The 18,162-nt window shown below is 42.8% G+C and carries 17 protein-coding genes; 5 read left to right on the top strand and 12 right to left on the bottom strand.

Annotated elements, in window-relative coordinates; genetic code table 11:
• Positions 1-6: 6 nt before the first annotated feature.
• Positions 7-939, bottom strand: a complete 933-nt coding sequence (locus IGJ12_RS06650) for an ABC transporter ATP-binding protein (RefSeq protein ID WP_430619496.1) — start codon at positions 937-939, stop codon at positions 7-9.
• 86 nt (positions 940-1,025) lie between these two features.
• On the opposite strand from IGJ12_RS06650, the gene IGJ12_RS06645 reads away from it, so the two are divergent.
• Both IGJ12_RS06645 and IGJ12_RS06640 read left to right on the top strand, forming a co-directional pair.
• Positions 1,026-2,135 carry a sensor histidine kinase gene (locus IGJ12_RS06645; RefSeq protein WP_430619586.1) on the top strand — a complete coding sequence of 370 codons (1,110 nt, stop codon included), beginning with the start codon at positions 1,026-1,028 and terminating at the stop codon, positions 2,133-2,135.
• On the top strand, positions 2,132-2,755 hold the full coding sequence (locus IGJ12_RS06640; protein WP_194199457.1) for a response regulator transcription factor: 624 nt from the start codon (positions 2,132-2,134) through the stop codon (positions 2,753-2,755). The genes IGJ12_RS06645 and IGJ12_RS06640 overlap by 4 nt, the downstream gene beginning before the upstream one ends.
• A gap of 99 nt (positions 2,756-2,854) precedes the next feature.
• Here IGJ12_RS06640 and IGJ12_RS06635 read toward each other — a convergent pair whose 3' ends face one another.
• The 5 genes from IGJ12_RS06635 to IGJ12_RS06615 all read right to left on the bottom strand — a co-directional run bounded on the left by IGJ12_RS06635 (position 2,855) and on the right by IGJ12_RS06615 (position 8,231).
• Complete coding sequence (locus IGJ12_RS06635; RefSeq protein WP_005236708.1) at positions 2,855-3,082, bottom strand: hypothetical protein; 228 nt, start codon at positions 3,080-3,082, stop codon at positions 2,855-2,857.
• A 96-nt stretch (positions 3,083-3,178) separates the two neighbouring features.
• Positions 3,179-5,839 (bottom strand): SF1B family DNA helicase RecD2, encoded by a 2,661-nt coding sequence (gene recD2, locus IGJ12_RS06630; RefSeq protein WP_196044537.1) that lies wholly within the window; start codon positions 5,837-5,839, stop codon positions 3,179-3,181.
• Between the two features lie 20 nt (positions 5,840-5,859).
• Positions 5,860-6,513, bottom strand: a complete 654-nt coding sequence (locus IGJ12_RS06625; RefSeq protein ID WP_005236712.1) for a histidine phosphatase family protein — start codon at positions 6,511-6,513, stop codon at positions 5,860-5,862.
• Positions 6,514-6,530: 17 nt separating this feature from the next.
• Positions 6,531-7,034: a tRNA (uridine(34)/cytosine(34)/5-carboxymethylaminomethyluridine(34)-2'-O)-methyltransferase TrmL gene (gene trmL / locus IGJ12_RS06620; RefSeq protein ID WP_008379765.1), complete on the bottom strand. Its 504-nt coding sequence runs from the start codon at positions 7,032-7,034 to the stop codon at positions 6,531-6,533.
• Between the two features lie 354 nt (positions 7,035-7,388).
• Positions 7,389-8,231 carry a methyltransferase domain-containing protein gene (locus IGJ12_RS06615; protein WP_005236715.1) on the bottom strand — a complete coding sequence of 281 codons (843 nt, stop codon included), beginning with the start codon at positions 8,229-8,231 and terminating at the stop codon, positions 7,389-7,391.
• A gap of 102 nt (positions 8,232-8,333) precedes the next feature.
• Here IGJ12_RS06615 and IGJ12_RS06610 point away from each other — a divergent pair, with 102 nt between their 5' ends.
• Positions 8,334-8,975, top strand: a complete 642-nt coding sequence (locus tag IGJ12_RS06610) for a copper homeostasis protein CutC (protein WP_005236717.1) — start codon at positions 8,334-8,336, stop codon at positions 8,973-8,975.
• A gap of 75 nt (positions 8,976-9,050) precedes the next feature.
• On the opposite strand, the gene IGJ12_RS06605 is transcribed toward IGJ12_RS06610, so the two are convergent.
• Positions 9,051-10,832: an ABC transporter ATP-binding protein gene (locus IGJ12_RS06605; protein WP_005236718.1), complete on the bottom strand. Its 1,782-nt coding sequence runs from the start codon at positions 10,830-10,832 to the stop codon at positions 9,051-9,053.
• On the bottom strand, positions 10,819-12,570 hold the full coding sequence (locus tag IGJ12_RS06600; protein ID WP_315037796.1) for an ABC transporter ATP-binding protein: 1,752 nt from the start codon (positions 12,568-12,570) through the stop codon (positions 10,819-10,821). Before IGJ12_RS06600 ends, IGJ12_RS06605 begins: the two co-directional genes overlap by 14 nt.
• A gap of 144 nt (positions 12,571-12,714) precedes the next feature.
• On the opposite strand from IGJ12_RS06600, the gene IGJ12_RS06595 reads away from it, so the two are divergent.
• Positions 12,715-13,551, top strand: coding sequence for an AraC family transcriptional regulator (locus tag IGJ12_RS06595; protein ID WP_005236722.1), 837 nt, complete (start codon positions 12,715-12,717; stop codon positions 13,549-13,551).
• Positions 13,552-13,610: 59 nt separating this feature from the next.
• On the opposite strand, the gene mgtE is transcribed toward IGJ12_RS06595, so the two are convergent.
• Genes mgtE through IGJ12_RS06575 form a run of 4 tightly spaced genes read right to left on the bottom strand, consistent with a single transcriptional unit; the run spans position 13,611 to position 17,368 of the window.
• The gene (gene mgtE, locus IGJ12_RS06590) at positions 13,611-14,975 is read right to left on the bottom strand and encodes a magnesium transporter (protein ID WP_005229714.1); all 1,365 of its coding nucleotides are present in this window, start codon (positions 14,973-14,975) and stop codon (positions 13,611-13,613) included.
• A 17-nt stretch (positions 14,976-14,992) separates the two neighbouring features.
• Entirely contained in the window at positions 14,993-15,892 is a 900-nt protein-coding gene (locus IGJ12_RS06585) for an RluA family pseudouridine synthase (RefSeq protein WP_430619495.1), read from the bottom strand.
• Between the two features lie 4 nt (positions 15,893-15,896).
• Positions 15,897-16,694 carry an NAD kinase gene (locus tag IGJ12_RS06580; RefSeq protein WP_301280263.1) on the bottom strand — a complete coding sequence of 266 codons (798 nt, stop codon included), beginning with the start codon at positions 16,692-16,694 and terminating at the stop codon, positions 15,897-15,899.
• Positions 16,695-16,699: 5 nt separating this feature from the next.
• Positions 16,700-17,368 (bottom strand): GTP pyrophosphokinase, encoded by a 669-nt coding sequence (locus tag IGJ12_RS06575; protein ID WP_005236729.1) that lies wholly within the window; start codon positions 17,366-17,368, stop codon positions 16,700-16,702.
• Between the two features lie 196 nt (positions 17,369-17,564).
• On the opposite strand from IGJ12_RS06575, the gene IGJ12_RS06570 reads away from it, so the two are divergent.
• On the top strand, positions 17,565-18,143 hold the full coding sequence (locus IGJ12_RS06570) for a CYTH domain-containing protein (protein WP_016621318.1): 579 nt from the start codon (positions 17,565-17,567) through the stop codon (positions 18,141-18,143).
• The last annotated feature ends 19 nt before the right edge of the window (positions 18,144-18,162 follow it).

The raw sequence follows: 18,162 nt of genomic DNA, 5'->3' as shown, positions 1-18,162 counted from the left end.
CCTCCTTTAGTCTCTCAATTCCTTGCCCGTGATCTCTAAAAAGACATCATTTAAGGTCGCTTCTTTGGTTGCAATTTTTCCGTAACTGATTTTCTCTGCTTGTAAGAGCGTCAAAATGGGGAGCAAGACCGTATTGAGTTCCGTCGTTGTTACTTGGAGCTGTCCCTCTTTATAAACGATCCCGTCAGCAGTAATGGTGGTTTGAATTGTAGCCAACACATGGTCTGGCAGTAAGGGGATGTCGATGGTCAAACGATCTGCCGTGCGTACCATGTCTTTCAGAGATTCCTTGGTCCCTTTGGCAATCACCTGTCCCTGATCCATAATCACGATCTGGTCACAAAGAATTTCCACTTCTTCCATGTAATGGGTCGTATAAACGATCGTTGCTCCTTGGCGATTCAGCTCTTTGATGCTTTCCAAAATTTTATTACGACTTTGGGGATCGACGGCGACTGTTGGTTCATCTAAAAAAATCAAGCGTGGCTTATGAGCGATCCCACAGGCAATATTCAACCGTCGTTTCAAGCCACCACTCAGCTCACCTGGATGGAAAGCCACGAAATTTTCCAATCCCACTAATTGTATGACTTCTTCGATCAATGCTTGCCGTTTCTCTTTGTCAGCAACATATAAACCACAAAAATAATCGATATTTTCTTGTACACTTAGTTCTTCAAAGACGGCAACATCTTGAGGAACGACGCCGATCATTGCTTTAACGGCATAGTTTTCAGGGGTCATGGTTGATCCAAACAGTTTAATGGTGCCTTTGTCATAATTTAGCAAAGAGAGCATACAATTGATAGCAGTCGATTTCCCACTACCGTTTGGTCCCAATAATCCTAAAACTTCCCCTTCTTGTACTTGCAGATCAAAATGATTCAATGCCACAAAATCACCATAGCGTTTAACTAATTTATCAATTTCAATAATCATGATGAAAAACTCCTTCCAAATTTCTTGTTAATCTGACTATAATAAAGTTTAAGAAAAGAAACTAGTGACGATTGACCAAATCAACTATGACATTTGTCACAATGAAGGAGTCTGCCATGTCCAAATCTCGACTACTCAGCGAAGCTGGCTTTCTACTCGCAATCTCGTTGCTTCTATTGGTAAATCAAGGATTTGTTGCCGTACAAGTCATTTTTTTGCTGATCGCTATTTTCTTCACTGGTGTCAGTTATTTATTGCCTAGGAAAGCAAGCTGGTTTTTTCAAGTTATTCTATTGCTTCTATGTACTTTTTGGCCAGAGCTTGCCCTCTTTCTGCCTGCAATGATGCGGGTGATCGCTCCTGAAGAAAGAAAAGATGACATTCTATCTTTATTAGGATTTTTATTGATCGCAACAGTTGGCAATCAATCCCCCTCCAAGATCGCCTTTGTCATCCTTTTGTTGCTTTTTGCTTTTTACTTACGTAAAAAAGAACAGCGAATGTCTGCTCTTGAGAAAAAGTACATCGCTTCAAAAGATACTCATTGGGAAAAACAGCAGCAATTATCGCAGCAAAACAAAGTACTAGCCTTATCACAAGAAACAAAATTGGCCTTACAAATTGCCGAAGAACGAAATCGAATCGCGCGAGATATCCATGACAATGTTGGCCATCTGCTGTCGAGTGCCATTTTGCAGATTGGCGCACTTGAAATGATCAATCAAGAACCAAAACTGAATGAGCCCTTAGCAAATTTGAGTGCTACGGTTCACACTGGGATGGATCGTATCCGCCAAAGCGTTCATGATCTCCATGAGACATCGATTACTTTCCAACAGTCCTTAGAGTTTCTGATTGCTGATTTTCCATCTTCAGTCACGATTGAAGGAACCTTATTTGAAGGATTGAACGAAGCCCAGCAAAATTGTTTCTTAATGGTGATCAAAGAAGCCTTGACCAACAGCATCAAACACAGTCATGCCAAAACCGTTGTCTTGAATTTTCGGACACTGCCTGCTTTTTTCCGCTTGCAAATCACCAATGATGGGGTCCGCGGATCTCAAATTGCTAAAACTGGAATCGGTCTGAAAACGATGCGTCAACGGGTCCAAGAACAACAAGGACAAGTTCATATCTTACAAGAAAACCAACGCTTTCAGTTGACGATCATTTTACCAAAGGAGGAACACCAATGATTACTGTAGTTATTATTGACGATGATCCGTTTGTGACGACCTCGTTGCAAACCATTTTAGAAAGCACACAAGAAATTCGTGTATTAGGCATCGGTCATTGTGCCAAAGACGCCATTGACCTCTATGAAACTCATCGTCCTGACGTTTTGCTGACGGACATCCGCATGCCGGAACAAACTGGGATCGATGCTGCCAAAGAAATACTGGCTAAATTTCCCCACGCGATCCTTTTGCTATTGACTACCTTCAAAGATGAAGAATACATTCGAGAAGCCTTTTCCATCGGTGTGAAAGGTTATTTGATCAAACAGAATTTACAGGCAATCATCCCTTCTGTCAAAGCCTCTTATAATGGCCAAGTTGTCTTTGGGAATGAAATCGTTGAGACCTTCACGCAGCTAATGAAGAACGAACCATCAATTGACAATCAAGCTTCCTTTAGCGAACGTGAATTTGCGATCATCAAAGAAGTAGCAGCGGGTAAAAACAATAAAGAAATCGCCGATGCCTTGTATTTGAGTGATGGAACCGTTCGTAATTACATCAGCCAATTACTAGAAAAGCTGGGGTTACGGGATCGCACGCAATTAGCAATCTATTTTTATCAGCATTTACAGTGAGTCTCGTTAGACACAAAAAACCTGAAGAAATGCGCCTTTGCATTCTTCAGGTTTCTTTCTATTCGATTATTCAACAGTTGGTTTCTTCTTGGTAGAAAATCATGGATTTCCAGGACTGCCAGGATTCGTTGGGTTATTTGGTGTGTTAGGCGGGAAAATCGGCGCCTTATCTAACGTTTTTTCTAATCCTGATTCTTCCCGTTCGCCTCGTTCTGCATCAGGGCTTTCATCTAATTTAAATTCTTTTTCCATCTCATCCAATTTCTTAAAGTCGTTGCCAGATTCTTTTGCGAGTTTTGCTAATTTGTCTTCGGTTTCTTTCGCCATAATGTAACGCCTCCTTTTGATTTCAGCTTAGCATAAGAAGCTGAAAAACCAAAAGAAAGCGCTCACTAACAACCCATTTTTAGCATTTTCTCATCGTTATAATCCCTCGTTTTTTACGGGCATAAAGTCGTACGGAGAACAGTCCTTCATCCCAATCATTGGATCTACTAAATGCTTTTTGACCATCGTTAAGGTCAGCACACCATCGTTTTGCGTTTCTTCGATGAGTGCTTCTTCCCCCGTAGTCCCTTCACTTAGGACCTTATCCCCTGACAGAGGCTTGGCCGTTTCTGTCTGATTTGGTGCCGACGGCTCAGGCTCGGCAAAAGCAAACAAGTCCAACCCACTATCTGGTGACTTTTCTGTCGCTTGCTGGTTAGCAGCAGCTTCAGTGCTGGGATTTTCCTTTGGCTTCGAAGCTACCATTTTTGCCTTCGTGTTCTCAGAGGAATCATTATAAAACGGATCATCGGCTTCCTCAAACTGAGCCAATTTCGCCCGTTGCAGCGGCGTCATTTCTTCCGTGCCATTGATACGTTCTTTTAATGTCGTTAAGCGAGTGGCAGATTCGTGACTGACACAGGTTTGGTAGGCTTGCGGTTCACCAAGTAAAATCAGCATCTCTTTGCTGCGAGTCACAGCGGTATATAGCAAATTGCGCTGCAGCATACGCTGGTATTGATGAACCATCGGCAAAATAACCATTTGAAATTCACTACCTTGGGATTTATGGATCGAACAACAGTAGGATAATGTGATCTTGTTCCATTCATTACGCTTATAGGTCACTTCGTTGGCATCAAATTGAATGACCAGTTCGTCAACCTTGTCTTCCGACTGTTTGGCTAGAGTGATCCCAACGATTTGGCCCATATCGCCATTAAACACGTTATCTTCAGGAGAGTTTACCAACTGCAAGACCTTATCGCCGATACGATACACCGTATCATTGAAGGTGACCTCTTTTTTGGTTCCATCGTTGGGGTTAAAAATCTCTTGCATCATTTTATTCAGAGCATCGATCCCAGCTGCCCCACGATACATCGGCGCCAACACTTGAATATCTTGCGGCGTATAACCTTTGTCTTTCGCCCGTTTCACGATCTGAGCGATCAACGGTTCGATCTTGTACGCATCACACGCAAAGAAAGAACGATCTTTTTGGTTTTGTGTAAAATCAGCAGGCAGCTGCCCGTTTTTGATGGCGTGGGCCAGTGGAATAATACTTGATCCATCTCCTTGACGATAGATTTCCGTCAATTCTTGTTTCGGGATCGCATCGATCGCTAGCAAATCATGAAGGACTTGTCCTGGTCCCACAGAAGGAAGCTGATCTTTATCCCCCACAAAAATCACTTGCATGTTTGTAGGGATCGACTTAAAGAGCGTATTCGCCAACCACGTATCGACCATTGACATCTCATCGACGATCAGTAAACCGCCTTCTAACTCTTTCGGACTAATCGATGGTGCTTTTTCACGGCCATTCAATCCTAACAAACGATGGATCGTACCACTTGGCAAACCAGTCGTTTCGTTCATCCGTTTGGCGGCTCGACCAGTCGGTGCTGCCAAGAGAATCGGAAAGGTTTCGTCGCTGTATTTTGATGGTTCTAAGTCCAAATCGTTCAACTCAGCAAATAATTGTACGATCCCATTGATCACTGTTGTTTTCCCGGTACCTGGGCCACCTGTCAAAATAAACAATGGCGATCGGATTGCTTCTTTGATCGCTTCTTCTTGCGAGGAACCATAGGTGATGCCTAAGTGCTTTTCTATTTTACGTAACGTTTTGCTGATTTTTTTCTCAGGATAGACGATTTCTTTTTTGCGGGAAAGCAAGCGTTCGATGGAACTGGCAATTCCCCATTCAGAAAAGTACAAACTATTTTCATATAAACGGGTTTCTTCTTGTTGGATCTTTCCTTCTTCCACTAGATGAATGATCGTTGATGCCAAATCGTCAGGCGCAATCTCAATGGGGCGGCTCGTTTCTAATAGGCGCAGTGTCTGCTCTAACAAATCTTGGGCGTGGATAAAGGTATTGCCCGTCTGCAAGGACTGGGCGAAGATTTGATGCAAGACCGCCGCTCGAAACCGTTGCGGTGACGAAGCCTCGATCCCCAGCTGTTCAGCGATGCCATCTGCACGTTTAAAGCCAATGCCTTCAATGTCTTCCACCAGCTGATATGGATTCTCCTCAATAATGGATAGCGCCTCATTTTTGTAGGCTTGATAGATAGCAAAAGAAAGCTGACTACCAAAACCATAACGGCTCAAGCCAACGATCACTTGATCCATCCCATGATTTTGCCGAACGGTATCTAAAATCATTTTTTGCTTACTTTCATTCAATCCTGGAATCTGCTCCAACAATGTTGGTTCTTCCAGCATCCGGTCGATCGCTTCTTCTCCTAAAAGATCAACGATTTTTTCAGCGGTCTTCTTGCCGATCCCAGGAAATTTTTCTCCAGAAAGGTAGGCGATCAACCCTTGTTCAGAGGTCGGTTGTTCTTGTTGGTAGCTTTCGGCCTTCAACTGGACGCCATACTTGGGATGATTGACCAGCTCACCAAAAAACCGATACTTTTCCTCTTCTTGGATTTCGCCGAAACTACCAGTAACGACGATCTCCGAGTCTTTGTAGTCGGCATTATTCTCAGTGACTTTAACTAATAGTACTTTATAAAAATTGCTGGGATTCTGGAAAAAGATGGCGGCAACATGGCCGACAAAAAACGTTCTTTCTGGAATCATGGTGCCGCTCCTTTCATGGTTTACAATAAAGCGTCTAATCCTGCCTGATTGCTTAAAAAGCTTGCTTCATTCCAAAGTTTCAGCTCAAAAGGCAGTACTTTTTGGTCATTGGTCTCTAAAAGGCTTAAGCTGTTGTTGACTAGTCCACCTTGCTCTCTTAATTCGGCTAATGGTTTGCCTGCAAGCCACTGGATAGCAGCCGTAAAGGATGCCCCATGACCGACGAACAATAATGGGCCTTCATGCTGCATCACCGCACCCATGACGACGGTCTCGATCCGGCTCAATGTTTCTTGGATCGGCTCTCCCTTAAAGGCACTGGGATCGTAGCGATCAAGATGATTACGCAGATCAGTCAATTGTTGAGGATACTTCTCATGCATTTCATCGATAGAACGTCCTTCTAATTCACCAAGTCCGATCTCACGCAGGTTCTCATTATAAATAATTTCAACAGGGTGATGGAGCCTTGTTTGGATCTCTTGGGCAGTTACTTTTGCTCGTAAAGACGTGCTTGAATAAATCTTCTCAAAAGGAATAGCAGCCAGATGATCACCGAGCAGTTTGATCTCTTCATGACTTTCCGGCAATAACGGTGAATCCCCTAGCATCCCTTGAAAGCGGCGCGCTTGGTTCCACTCTGTTTTTCCGTGACGGGTAAAGTATAATTGCATCGAACAAGCCTCGTTTCTTAATCTAGTTTGTCGTTCTCATAATGGTGTGTCAATTCCAGCTGTGGGAAGCCTTGCTGCCGCAAAACTTCATAAATGATCAAAGCAGCCGTATTTGATAGATTTAGGGAACGAACATGCTCATCATTCATCGGAATGCGTAGGCATTTTTCGGCATGCTCACGCATAAAGCTTTCCGGAAGCCCCGTCGTTTCTTTCCCAAAAATAAAGAACTGATCATCATCTGCGGTATAATCGACGTCAGAATACACGCGATTGGCAAATTTCGAGATCAGGTACAACGGACGCTCTCCTAAAAAGTCCATAAAAGTAGCCAAATCTTTGTGATAGGTGATATTGACATCATGCCAATAATCAAGTCCTGCCCGCTTCAATTGCTTGTCATCCGTTGAAAAGCCTAGTGGCTCTATTAAGTGTAAATGAGTATTTGTTGCTGCACAAGTACGTGCAATGTTCCCCGTATTGGCCGGGATCTGAGGTTCAAAAAGAACGATGTGATTCATAGATAAAAACTCCTTTCGATCGGATATTGCCGATCGGTTCTCGCATTGATTTGTGTTTTTACACCTTACATTTTCCATTTCATTCTCAATAGCTTCTTCAATAACTTCTATAGTACCATATTTTGGCACACTTGTTTTTCTAGAAACAACATTTTTTGTGTGCTTTTTTGGGCATAAAAAAAAACGTACCAACTCGGTGTCGATCACTGCGAGTCGTTACGTTAGTGAAGCTCTTTTCACTAACTTTTATCAGAACAGGAACCTGATAAAAACCAATGAAAAATGACTTGAGAACAATATATCACTCCCATGGCATGATTGCAAGAGTAAATAACAAAAAAGTTCAAAATATTTTCAGGAAATTTTCGCAATCAACACCTCAACATCAACAGTTATCTGTGCCAAAGGGGTTTGACGCAGCTTTTCTTTCCTTTCCTCCGAAGCCCCCCACTCTAACGGCGACATGGCAAGTAAATCTTGCCGATTTTCTTCAGGAATCGCAAAAACATGCGTTACTCTTTGACGGGATGCGGTGGGATAGTGTTCAAAAAATTTGCTAACGACCCGTTCATTCGAATACTGCTGTTTTGTTTCGTCATCAGGATAAAAAGCGGCTCGTAGTTCTTTTAAATAATCCGCTGCTGGGACGACTTTGATCAACTGGCCACCCTTTTTTAGAATGCGGTTGAACTCCCCGTAATTTGACGGTGAAAACAGATTAAAAATCGTATCAAAGCTCGCTTCAGCAAACGGCAAGTTGGTCAGATCCGCCACACACCAAAAAGCGGGTACGTTTTGATTGGTTGCTAGATAGACTCCGTCCTTGGCAATATCAAAGCCGACAGCCGCCTGAGTCTTTTCATTGACCAGCTGAGCCAGAAAACTGCCTTCCCCGCAGCCAACATCTAAAAGATTCTTAGCATCTCCCAAAGCTGCTTTGATGGTCTCAAGGACTGGTGCATACATGCCGCTAGCGATCATTCGTTGACGCGGCAAAAACAGTGCTTGATCATAATCTGCTTTGACTTGATGATCCAAAAAGAAAAGTGTGCCTTTCTTTGATAAGTCAATTCGATGACGATTTGGACAAACCAAGCCATTTTCGGTCGGGAAAAATGCTTGGCGGCACAACGGACATTCAAATAAGTGATAATGGGCGTTTAAAAAAAGGCGCCCGCGATCGATTTTTTTTAACATTCAACTTCCCTCATCTCTGCTCTACTTTAGCATATTCTTGTGGTAGAATGCTAGTGGATAGAATAACAAATCAATTGAACACCCATCTATTGGAGGTAAATCATGTTAAAAGAATTTTGTGCAGAAAATTATACCAATATTCCCTTAGCAATCGCCCGAGGTGCCCAACGCATCGAACTCTGTGATAATTTAGCAGTCGGCGGAACAACACCAAGTACCGGCGTGCAAGAAGAAGTCCTGCAATATGCTGGCGAAAAAGGAATACCCGTTATGACGATCATTCGACCTCGAGGCGGTGATTTTGTTTACAATGACACTGAGTTGAAAATCATGCACACCGACTTGATCGAAGCAAAAAAGCTAGGAACAGACGGCGTTGTTCTAGGTTGCTTAACACCTAGCGGCTGGTTAGACGAAGAAGCATTGGAGCTATTGTTAGAAACCGCAGAAGGCTTACAGGTTACTTTTCACATGGCCTTCGACGCGATTCCTGCAGCGCGCCAATTCAAGGCGATCGATTGGTTAGCTGAGCATGGCGTACAGCGGATTTTGACCCATGGTGGTGCTGCAGGGACTCCGATTGAAGACAACTTCGATCATCTGAAAGAATTGATCGCCTATGCTGGTGAGCGTTTAACGATTTTACCTGGCGGTGGCATTTCCTTTGAAAATGGCCAACATGTTGCTGATATACTAGGTGTAAAAGAAGTTCATGGAACCAGAATCGTCGACCTTAATGATTGAGCTTGAGGGACACAAAAGAATCACGGAAAGAAATCCCCACAAACGATGCGTTTCAATCATTTGTGGGGATTCTTTTTATATGGCTTGCAGTAAGTCGTATTGTGATTGATACAAATGGTGGTACAAGCCTTTTTGTGCCATTAGCTGATCATGGTTACCAGATTCAGCGATCGTTCCCCCCGCCACGTAAAAGATTCGATCAGAATTTTTGATCGTGGACAGCCGGTGAGCAATGATAAAGGAGGTTCTGCCTTCTAACAGCTTCAACAATCCTTCTTGCAGCAATTCTTCTGTCTTCGTATCGATACTTGAGGTCGCTTCATCTAAGATCAAAATTTTTGGATCAGCCAACAACGCTCGGGCAAAGGAAATCAGTTGCCGTTGCCCTGCAGATAAAGTGCTTCCTCGTTCTTCGACGACGGTTTGATAGCCGTCTTTCAACTCCGTGATAAAGTCGTGAGCACGGACGATTTTCGCTGCTTCGATGATCTCTTCTTCTGTTGCATCTAATTTTCCATAGCGAATATTCTCTATGATCGTTCCTGAGAAAATAAAAGTATCTTGCAGCATGACCCCCATTTGTGAACGCAGCGATTCCAGCGTCACGTCACGAACGTCCATCCCATCTACTTTAACACTGCCTTCATTGACATCATAAAAGCGGCTCAGCAAATTGATGATCGTGGTCTTCCCTGCACCAGTAGGGCCAACCAAGGCAATGCTTTCCCCGGGTTCGATGTGAAAATTGACATCAGAAAGAATGTTTTTGCCTTCTTCGTATCGGAAGGTCACGTGTTCAAAATCAACGGTCCCTTTCATCGTCGGCAATACTTTTGCATCTGGTTTGTCTTCGATATCTGGGACTTCATCCATCGTTTCAAAAATCCGTTCAAGATAGGCTGTTGCTGTAATCAAAGAATTATAAAAATTCCCGATGTTGATGACTGGATTCCAGAAATTATTGATATAACTGATAAAAGCGATCAGAGTACCTGTGCTGACAGCGACACCGATTTGGCGAATGCCGACAAAATAAATCAAACAAGTCGTAATGACTGAAATGTTTTGCACCCCAGGCCACATGAGAAACTGAATTTTGACAGCTTTCATCCAGGAAGTCCGATAATCATTGCTGACTTCTTGGAAAATCTCTGCATTTTCTTCTTCCCGTGCGAAGGATTGGGTAATCTTGATGCCGGCAATACTTTCATGAATGTAAGCATTTAAATTGGACTGTTTATTACTCAACTCCTGATAGGCTTTGCGCTGGTTATTTTTGATTACCATCACCATGATGAACAAAATTGGCAGCAACGCAAGGGAATATAGGGTCAATTTGAAGTCGATTGCAAACATAAAGATCAAGGTGATGATGACGTTGAAAACATCGGAAATCAAATTGATCAGGCCATTACTCAACAGGTCACTCAGTGTATTGATATAGTTTACGATGCGGATCAAGATCTTGCCATGGGGCCTTGTATCAAAATAAGAAAACGGCAGCCGCTGCAGATGTTCAAAAATATCAAAGCGCATATCCTTCAAAACATCTTGCCCAATATTCGTGATATGGTAAATACGATAACGCATGCAGACGCCAATAACGATCAAGGTCACTAGAAAGGCAGCTCCTAAAAGCAGCAATTGATTGACATTTTTCTCAGGAATCGATGAGTCGATGGCGATCTTCGTGAAAACGGGCGCCAGCATTCCTGCTAAGTTTGCTAGGATGATCGTAAATAGTACTTTCCCAATGCTTTTTTTATACGGTACGACGTATTGGGACAAACGCTTGAAATCCTTCCAGCTAAATTCCTGGTCTAATTCCTCATCCACATCAAATTTATTTCTCGCCATCGTCTTCACCTCCTGACAAACCTAATTGTTTTTGATACACTTCATAGTATTTACCTCGCAGTTTGACAAGTTCTTCGTGGGTGCCTTGTTCAACGACCCGCCCTTTTTCCATCATCAAGATCTGATCGGCTTCTCGAACGGAGGAGATGCGATGCGCAATGATAAACGTTGTCTTCTCTCCAGTTAATTTCGTTAGTTCTTGTTGGATCTTCGATTCTGTTTCCATATCGACGGCAGATGTCGTATCATCCAAAATCAAGATCGATGGATCTTTCGCTAGAGCCCGTGCGAGGGAGATCCGTTGTTTTTGACCACCAGAAAGTCCGACGCCTCTTTCACCGACAATCGTCTCATAGCCTTGAGGCATTCGAGAAATAAAGGTATCTGCATCGGCGACTACCGCCATTTGCCGAATAAAGCCTTCATCTGCTAAAGGATTTCCAAAAGCGATATTGTCAGAGATGGTATTAGAAAACAAGAAGACATCTTGCATCACCATTGAAATGTTTTCCCGCATTTGTCGCACAGGATACTCTTTGGCATTTTTCCCATCAATGAATACTTCCCCTTCAGTCGGGTCATAAAAACGACCGACTAAATTCACTAAGGTCGTTTTCCCAGACCCAGTTTCGCCTAAAATCCCTAACGTTTGTCCTGGCCCGATGGTGAAGTTGATGTTTTCCAACACATTTTGATCCGGGTCATCTGAAAAGTGGAACGAGACATCTTTGAATTCCACAAACCCTTTGATCGGTTCTAATTTTTCTTGTTGGTGAATCGGTATTTTCGATTCTTGTGCTAGCATTTGTCGAATTTTGATACAAGCTGCAGAAAATCGCTGAACATCGTTGATCAACCAACCGCTCATACGCATAGGGTTATTCAACATCCATAGATAGCCATTAAATGCAACGAGATCACCTAATGTCATCTCCCCATTGATTACGAAAATTCCGCCTAAGACTAAGGCAATGACTGACAAACTTCCTGCTAAGCCATCAAGCCATGGCAGATAAGTGCGGGAAACTTTGGCAGATGCCATGTTGCGGGTCTTAAAATCTTCGTTGTAGGAGCGAAATTTTTCGATCTCAAAATTTTCACGAGCAAAAGCTTTCACCACCCGATTGCCACCAATATTTTCTTCTACCATTGAGTTCAAGCGCGAAAAGCTCTCACGAATATCAAAAAACAGTGGGTGTGCTTTTTTAGACATGCGATTCGTCAACAGAAAAATGATCGGTGTGACAGCCACCAATGCCAACATCAATTTCCAATCAATAAAGCTCATGACCACCACCGCAGAAAAGAACCACAAGATACATTCAGCGATATTATAGGTCACCCAAGAAACAAAGTGGCGTATGGCATCAGTATCCCCGGTCATTCGTGCCATAATATCTCCAACCCGTGTGTGATTAAAAAAGTCGAAATCCAATTCCTGCAGTTTCTGATACAAGTCTTCCCGTAAATCGTATAGCGTATTTTGTCCGACCCGTTCAAATAAAATTTGATAACTATAGCGGACAATGGTGCGAATGACGGTCGTTGCGATCATGATCAACAGTAATGGAATCAATAAGTGCGTTTTTTGCTGATTGATGACATCATCGATCACCATTCCTCCCAAGTACGGATTAACAATGATCAGCGCTGCATTGATCACTAAAAACAGGATCGCCAATATGATTTTTCCGCGGTTCTTTTTGGCATAGCGCCAGATCCATTGTGTATTACTCATCTAATTCCCCCTCTCGTTGTTAAGCTTAGCGTTTTGAAAAGCGATTTGAATGGTTTTTCTTACTCATTTTGATGTAAAATATTAGTAAGAAGCACCATTCCCTTTTTTTATCGGAGATGGGCACCCAATTGGAGTGAATCAGCCATGAATTTAGTTAACCCTCGAACCTTCAATCCCGAAATCATCTATCTCTTTGACCCATGGACGCAAGCAGAAAGTCATGGAGAAATGCACCATCATGACTTTTTAGAAATCAGCGTCTTGTTAGAAGGAGAAAGTACGTATTATTTTGAAAAAGAACCAGCGAAGAAAATTCGTGCTGGCAGTGTCATGCTTTTTAATCCTGGTGTCGACCACTGCGAGTTACAGCCTAAAGGCACTCGCTCCCACCAGTTGCATATTGGACTGAAGAATATTTCCTTGGAAGGATTCAAGCGAAATTTTTTCCCCAACAAGCACCCATTGTTAGAATTAGGCAAATACCATCATCAAGTTTTGGAAAAAGCGTGGCAGTTGGTGCGAGAAAGCAGTGAAGAGCGGGATGAGTTTCAGTTGATGCAAAAAGCTGTCTTGATGGAGATGCTCGTCTATATTTTACGCGGACTAAATGAAGACCACATCAATGTCGTTCCTTACCTTTCCAAAAGCCAAAGAAGACAACAACAAATCGTCAACTATACCGTCTATTATTTGGAAAATCATTATAAAGAAGAAATCACCTTGGAAAAACTGGCACAAGATCAATTTCTCAGTCCGACGTACCTTTCCAAGATTTTTAAAGAAGCGACAGGGGTCAGCCCCATTAACTATTTGATAGAAATCCGCCTAAAACGTGCCAAAGACATGCTAAAAAATGACAACCTCACGATCAAGGAAGTCGCCTCTGCAGTTGGCTATCAAGATGCCTATCACTTTAGCAAGTCTTTTAAAAAACTTTATGGCGTCTCTCCTTCTGGGGTGTTGCCAAAACCAAAAAATTAAAAAGCAAGCCAATGATTCTTCTCTCGAAGAAAAATCATCGGCTTGCTTTTATTTTTTATTCATTGAATAAAATAGTTCATAAAAAGACTGGCAATATTGAAATAGATCAAAACACTGGTCAAATCACTGAGGGTCGTAATAAACGGACCGCTCGCCACTGCCGGATCAAACCCAAGCTTATCCATTAGCATCGGAATCAAACTTCCCGCTAAGTTGGCTACTGTGATGGCACACATCATAGCCATCCCGATCACAAACCCTAGAATCGGATTTTGTTTCCAGACAGCCACAATAGCAAAAATCGTCAATCCGGTAATAGCTCCTGTGAAAAGTCCTGTAAGCACCTCACCGACCACTGTTTTCATAAAGCTATTTTCTTTATCATCATTGATCGCCAAGCGGCGTACGGCTACCGCTAAAGATTGAGTACCGGCATTGCCGGCAGTTCCGGTGATCAGTGAGATAAAGACGGCGAGAATACTTGCTTCACTAACTAACTCTTCATAATGGCTGATTAAACTGGCGGTTGCCATTCCGAGAAAGAGTAAGGTGATGAGCCAAGGTAACCTTCTCGAAGAAGCTTTGATCGGGTTTTCACTGACTTCTTCTACATTGACCCCTGCCAAACCCGAGTAATCACTGGCTGCTTCATCATCGATAACGTCGATGATATCATCGACGGTCACGATCCCTAATAGGTGATCGTCATAATCGGTGACTGGCAATGCGAGAAAGTCATAATCCCGGAAGGTCTGAGCGACATCCTCTTGGTCATCTCCAACATGAACCGACATCACCCGCTCGTTCAAAATATCAGCAATCATGGTATCTTCATCATTGATGATCAAGTCTCTTAAAGAAATAACGCCCACAAGTTTGTTGTCGGTATCCACGACGTAAATATAATAAATCGTCTCAGCAACATCTGCGGCATTTTTTAAGACATACATCGCTGAACGAACCGTTTGGTTGGCAACAATGGAAACAAACTCGGTTGTCATCAATGATCCAGCTGTTTCATCTTCATAATGCAATAGTTCTTTGATCTCGCTAGCGGCTTCAGCAGTCATCAGACTCAAATATTTGGCCGTTTGTTTCTTGTCCAATGTATTCAGTAGATCGACAGCATTATCGGTATACATCTCTGCTAACATCGTTGCAGCATATGCCGGCCGCATTTCTGAAAGATAGTCCACCATGTTTTCATCGTCTTCTTCAATGACGTCAAACATGTCTGCCAATTCTTTCGGCGATAGATACGTATAGACGATTTGTCGATCGTCTGCTTCTAGAGATTGGTAGAATTGACCCTGCTCGTAGATATGCAGATCCAAGAATGCCTCACGAAATCCCTGGATATCATTGTCTTTTAGTGCTTGATTCAGTTGATCAAATCGTTCGGTTAATTCTTGATTTTCATCCAATCTCTTCACCTCATTTGTTATTGCTTATCGATAGCTGAACAAACAGCGGCCATGTCTGCAGGTAAAGGCAGTTCAAAAGCCAACGATTCATTCGTAAAGGGATGCTGGAATTGCAGCTGACAGCAATGAAGTGCCTGTCGTCTGATCCCAAAAGCCATTGATCCCCCATACATCTCGTCTCCTAGTAAGGGACAACCGATCGCAGAAAAATGGACCCTTATTTGATGTGTCCGGCCTGTGTGTAGTTGAATGTCGACTAATGCGCAATCTGAATTGCGCTGTTTTAGCCAATACTCCGTACGTGCCTCTTTTCCTTCTTCACTGACCTTGCGTTTCAAAAGCGAGGTCAGGTCCCTAGCGATAGGCAAATCGATCTCGCTATGGGCGGATAATACGGAAAGATCTCCCGCAACGAGGGCTTGATATTTTTTAACAACTTGCTTCTTCCGTAACTGGCTATCCAGCTTCGCATGGGCAAAGCCGTGTTTTGCAAAAAGCATCAATCCTGATGTGTCACGGTCTAAGCGAGTCACTACATGGATCACTTGATCTTCATAGTGTTGCGCTTGATAGTAGGCCTTGACTCGATTGGCCATCGTACCAGTCGGATGATATTGCGCAGGAATCGATGAGATGCCAGCCGGCTTATTCACGATTAACAGATGGGCATCTTCATACACAATCTCAATCGGTGTCGGATCAGCCAGCATCGTTTCATGTTCCCCTTCAGGAGGAATTACAATAGTTACCCTATCATTTTGCGCCAAAGAAAACAAGACGTTTTGCTCGTGGTCGTTCACAAATATCTTTCCGCCTTGAAATTTTATTTTCGCTAGCAGACCTTTGGATACTCCTTGTTCCTTCAAAAAATATTTGACTTGCTGCCCTTGTCCGGTATATTGATACGTAAATTCCATGAGTTTATTCTTCTCCAATAAAGGAATCTTTGACACGATTCCAAAAATGCATATGCCGATAAGACGCAAAATGAATCCGTTCGTCGGCAATCCGGTAATAGATTGCATCGATTTCTTCTTGCTCGATGGTAAATTGATCAATCGTCACTAAATAGTCGGTACTTTGTTGCAGTTGCACTTTGACCCACTCGTGATGACCCACGACGATCGGTGATCCAAGTGTCCGAAAGACGCGATTGTTCAAAGAAGCAATCTCTGCTAATTGAAACGCATTGATACTTGGGTGCAATACTGCCCCACCAACACTTTTGTTATAGGCAGTTGAGCCGGTTGGCGTTGAGATCGAGAGGCCATCCCCGCGAAACTTTTCAAAGAGGTCTTCTTTAATAGAAATATCGGCAACCATGGTGCGATTGCCGCGTTTGATCGTTGATTCGTTCAATGCCAGGAAATGCTTGTCTGGTTTGCCATTTGCATAAGTGATTCGGACATCCAATAAAGGATAACTGACACTCTTTTGATGGTCATTGCATAAAGACTCTACCAATTCATCCAATTCATAGTCACGCCAATCTGTATAAAAGCCGAGGTGTCCCGTATGGACCCCTAAAAATTGTACTTGGTCTAACTTATGGTTGAACAAGTGAAAAGCAGAAAGAAGCGTACCATCTCCACCAACAGAGATCACTAATTCAGGGTTCTCTTGATCGATCTTGTTTTCAGACTGCTCCAGGAGGACAGTTAAACGCTTCGTCACTTCTACTGACTTGCTTTCTTGATTATGGACGATTGCCACGCGGATGCCATTCATTCTGATTCCTCCTTCGGCAACTTGGGCGTGTCATGTCCGCCGCGTTTGCCTTTCCCATGAGAAAACAACCGCTGTGCCTCTTGGATCTCTTCACGAATATTAGACATCTCTTCATCTAGCTGGTAGGCTGCTTCTGCCGAACGTCGTAGTCGCTCGCTAATTTCATCGGGAAATTCCCCTTGGTATTTGTAGTTCAATGAATGTTCAATCGTTGCCCAAAAGTTCATCGCCAGTGTACGAATTTGTACCTCTGCTAAGATAATTTTTTCTCCATCGATCAATTGAACTGGATACTCGATCACCAGATGATACGAGCGGTAACCACTGACTTTTTTATTGGTAATATAGTCACGTTCAATAATGACTTTCATGTCTTTACGTGTCCGCAACAGTTCAACGACTTGGTGAATGTCTTCCACAAACTGACACATGATTCGCAAACCGGCGATGTCAGACATTTCTTCTTCAAGACGATCCAGTGCGATTCCTCGTAATTTGCTTTTTGTTAAAATGCTATCTACTGGCTTGACACGCCCCGTGACAAATTCAATGGGAACATGTTTGTTTTGTTCCCGATATTGTTTTCTTATGCCTCTTAATTTTACTTTTAATTCTGAAACCGCCTGTTCATAAGGCGCTAAGAATTCTTCCCAATCTCGAATCATTCTTCTCCCTCGATTCTGTTCATAACATACCTCTTATTCTACCATACTCTTGGAATAAAACTGAATGGACAGAAGTGCAGAAGCAAAAGATATTTTTGTCTGCCCCAATCGTATCCGCTTTTCTTTGTTTAGTTTCTTTGACGGAATAGCTGAAACAGCGTACACTATGTTTGCAATAGAAAGAGAGTGAAAATCAATGGTCGAACAAGTAGAGATTGAATATAAAACAATGTTGACGGAAAAAGAATACCACCAGTTGCTTGCTTATTACAAATTGTCAGAAAAAGCCTTCAAGACGCAAACCAATTATTACTTTGATACGCAAGACTATAAACTGCGAGAAAAGCATTTTGGCTTGCGCATTCGCACGACTCCTACCAATGCAGAATTAACGCTAAAGACCCCCATTGAACACGGTCTGTTAGAAACGACTGATCCTTTGACAATCGAAACCGCAGCGTCATTGATCGCGTCAGAAAAAATTTTAAAAACAGGTGTGGTTGCTCAACGCTTAAAAGCAGCGAATATCGAACCTGATTCATTACACATGATCGCAGCATTAAAAACGAAACGGGCGGAATTTCCGATCAATGAAGGATTACTTGCTTTGGATGAAAGCTGGTATGGTCAACAGCATGATTATGAGTTAGAGCTAGAAGTCAGTGAGCCAATTCAAGGAAAATTTGCCTTTCAATCGTTATTGCATTCTTTTGGTGTTCCTTACCGACCAGCAAAAAACAAGATCATTCGAGCCGTTGAAGAAAAATCATTGTAGGATGCCCTTTTGCTTACTT

Origin of the sequence: Enterococcus sp. DIV0802b (assembly GCF_050543535.1) — a bacterium.
Lineage (GTDB): Bacteria > Bacillota > Bacilli > Lactobacillales > Enterococcaceae > Enterococcus_D > Enterococcus_D entomosocium.
Note: the sequence above shows the minus strand (reverse complement) of the source record. Positions and strands in the feature narration are given on the sequence as shown.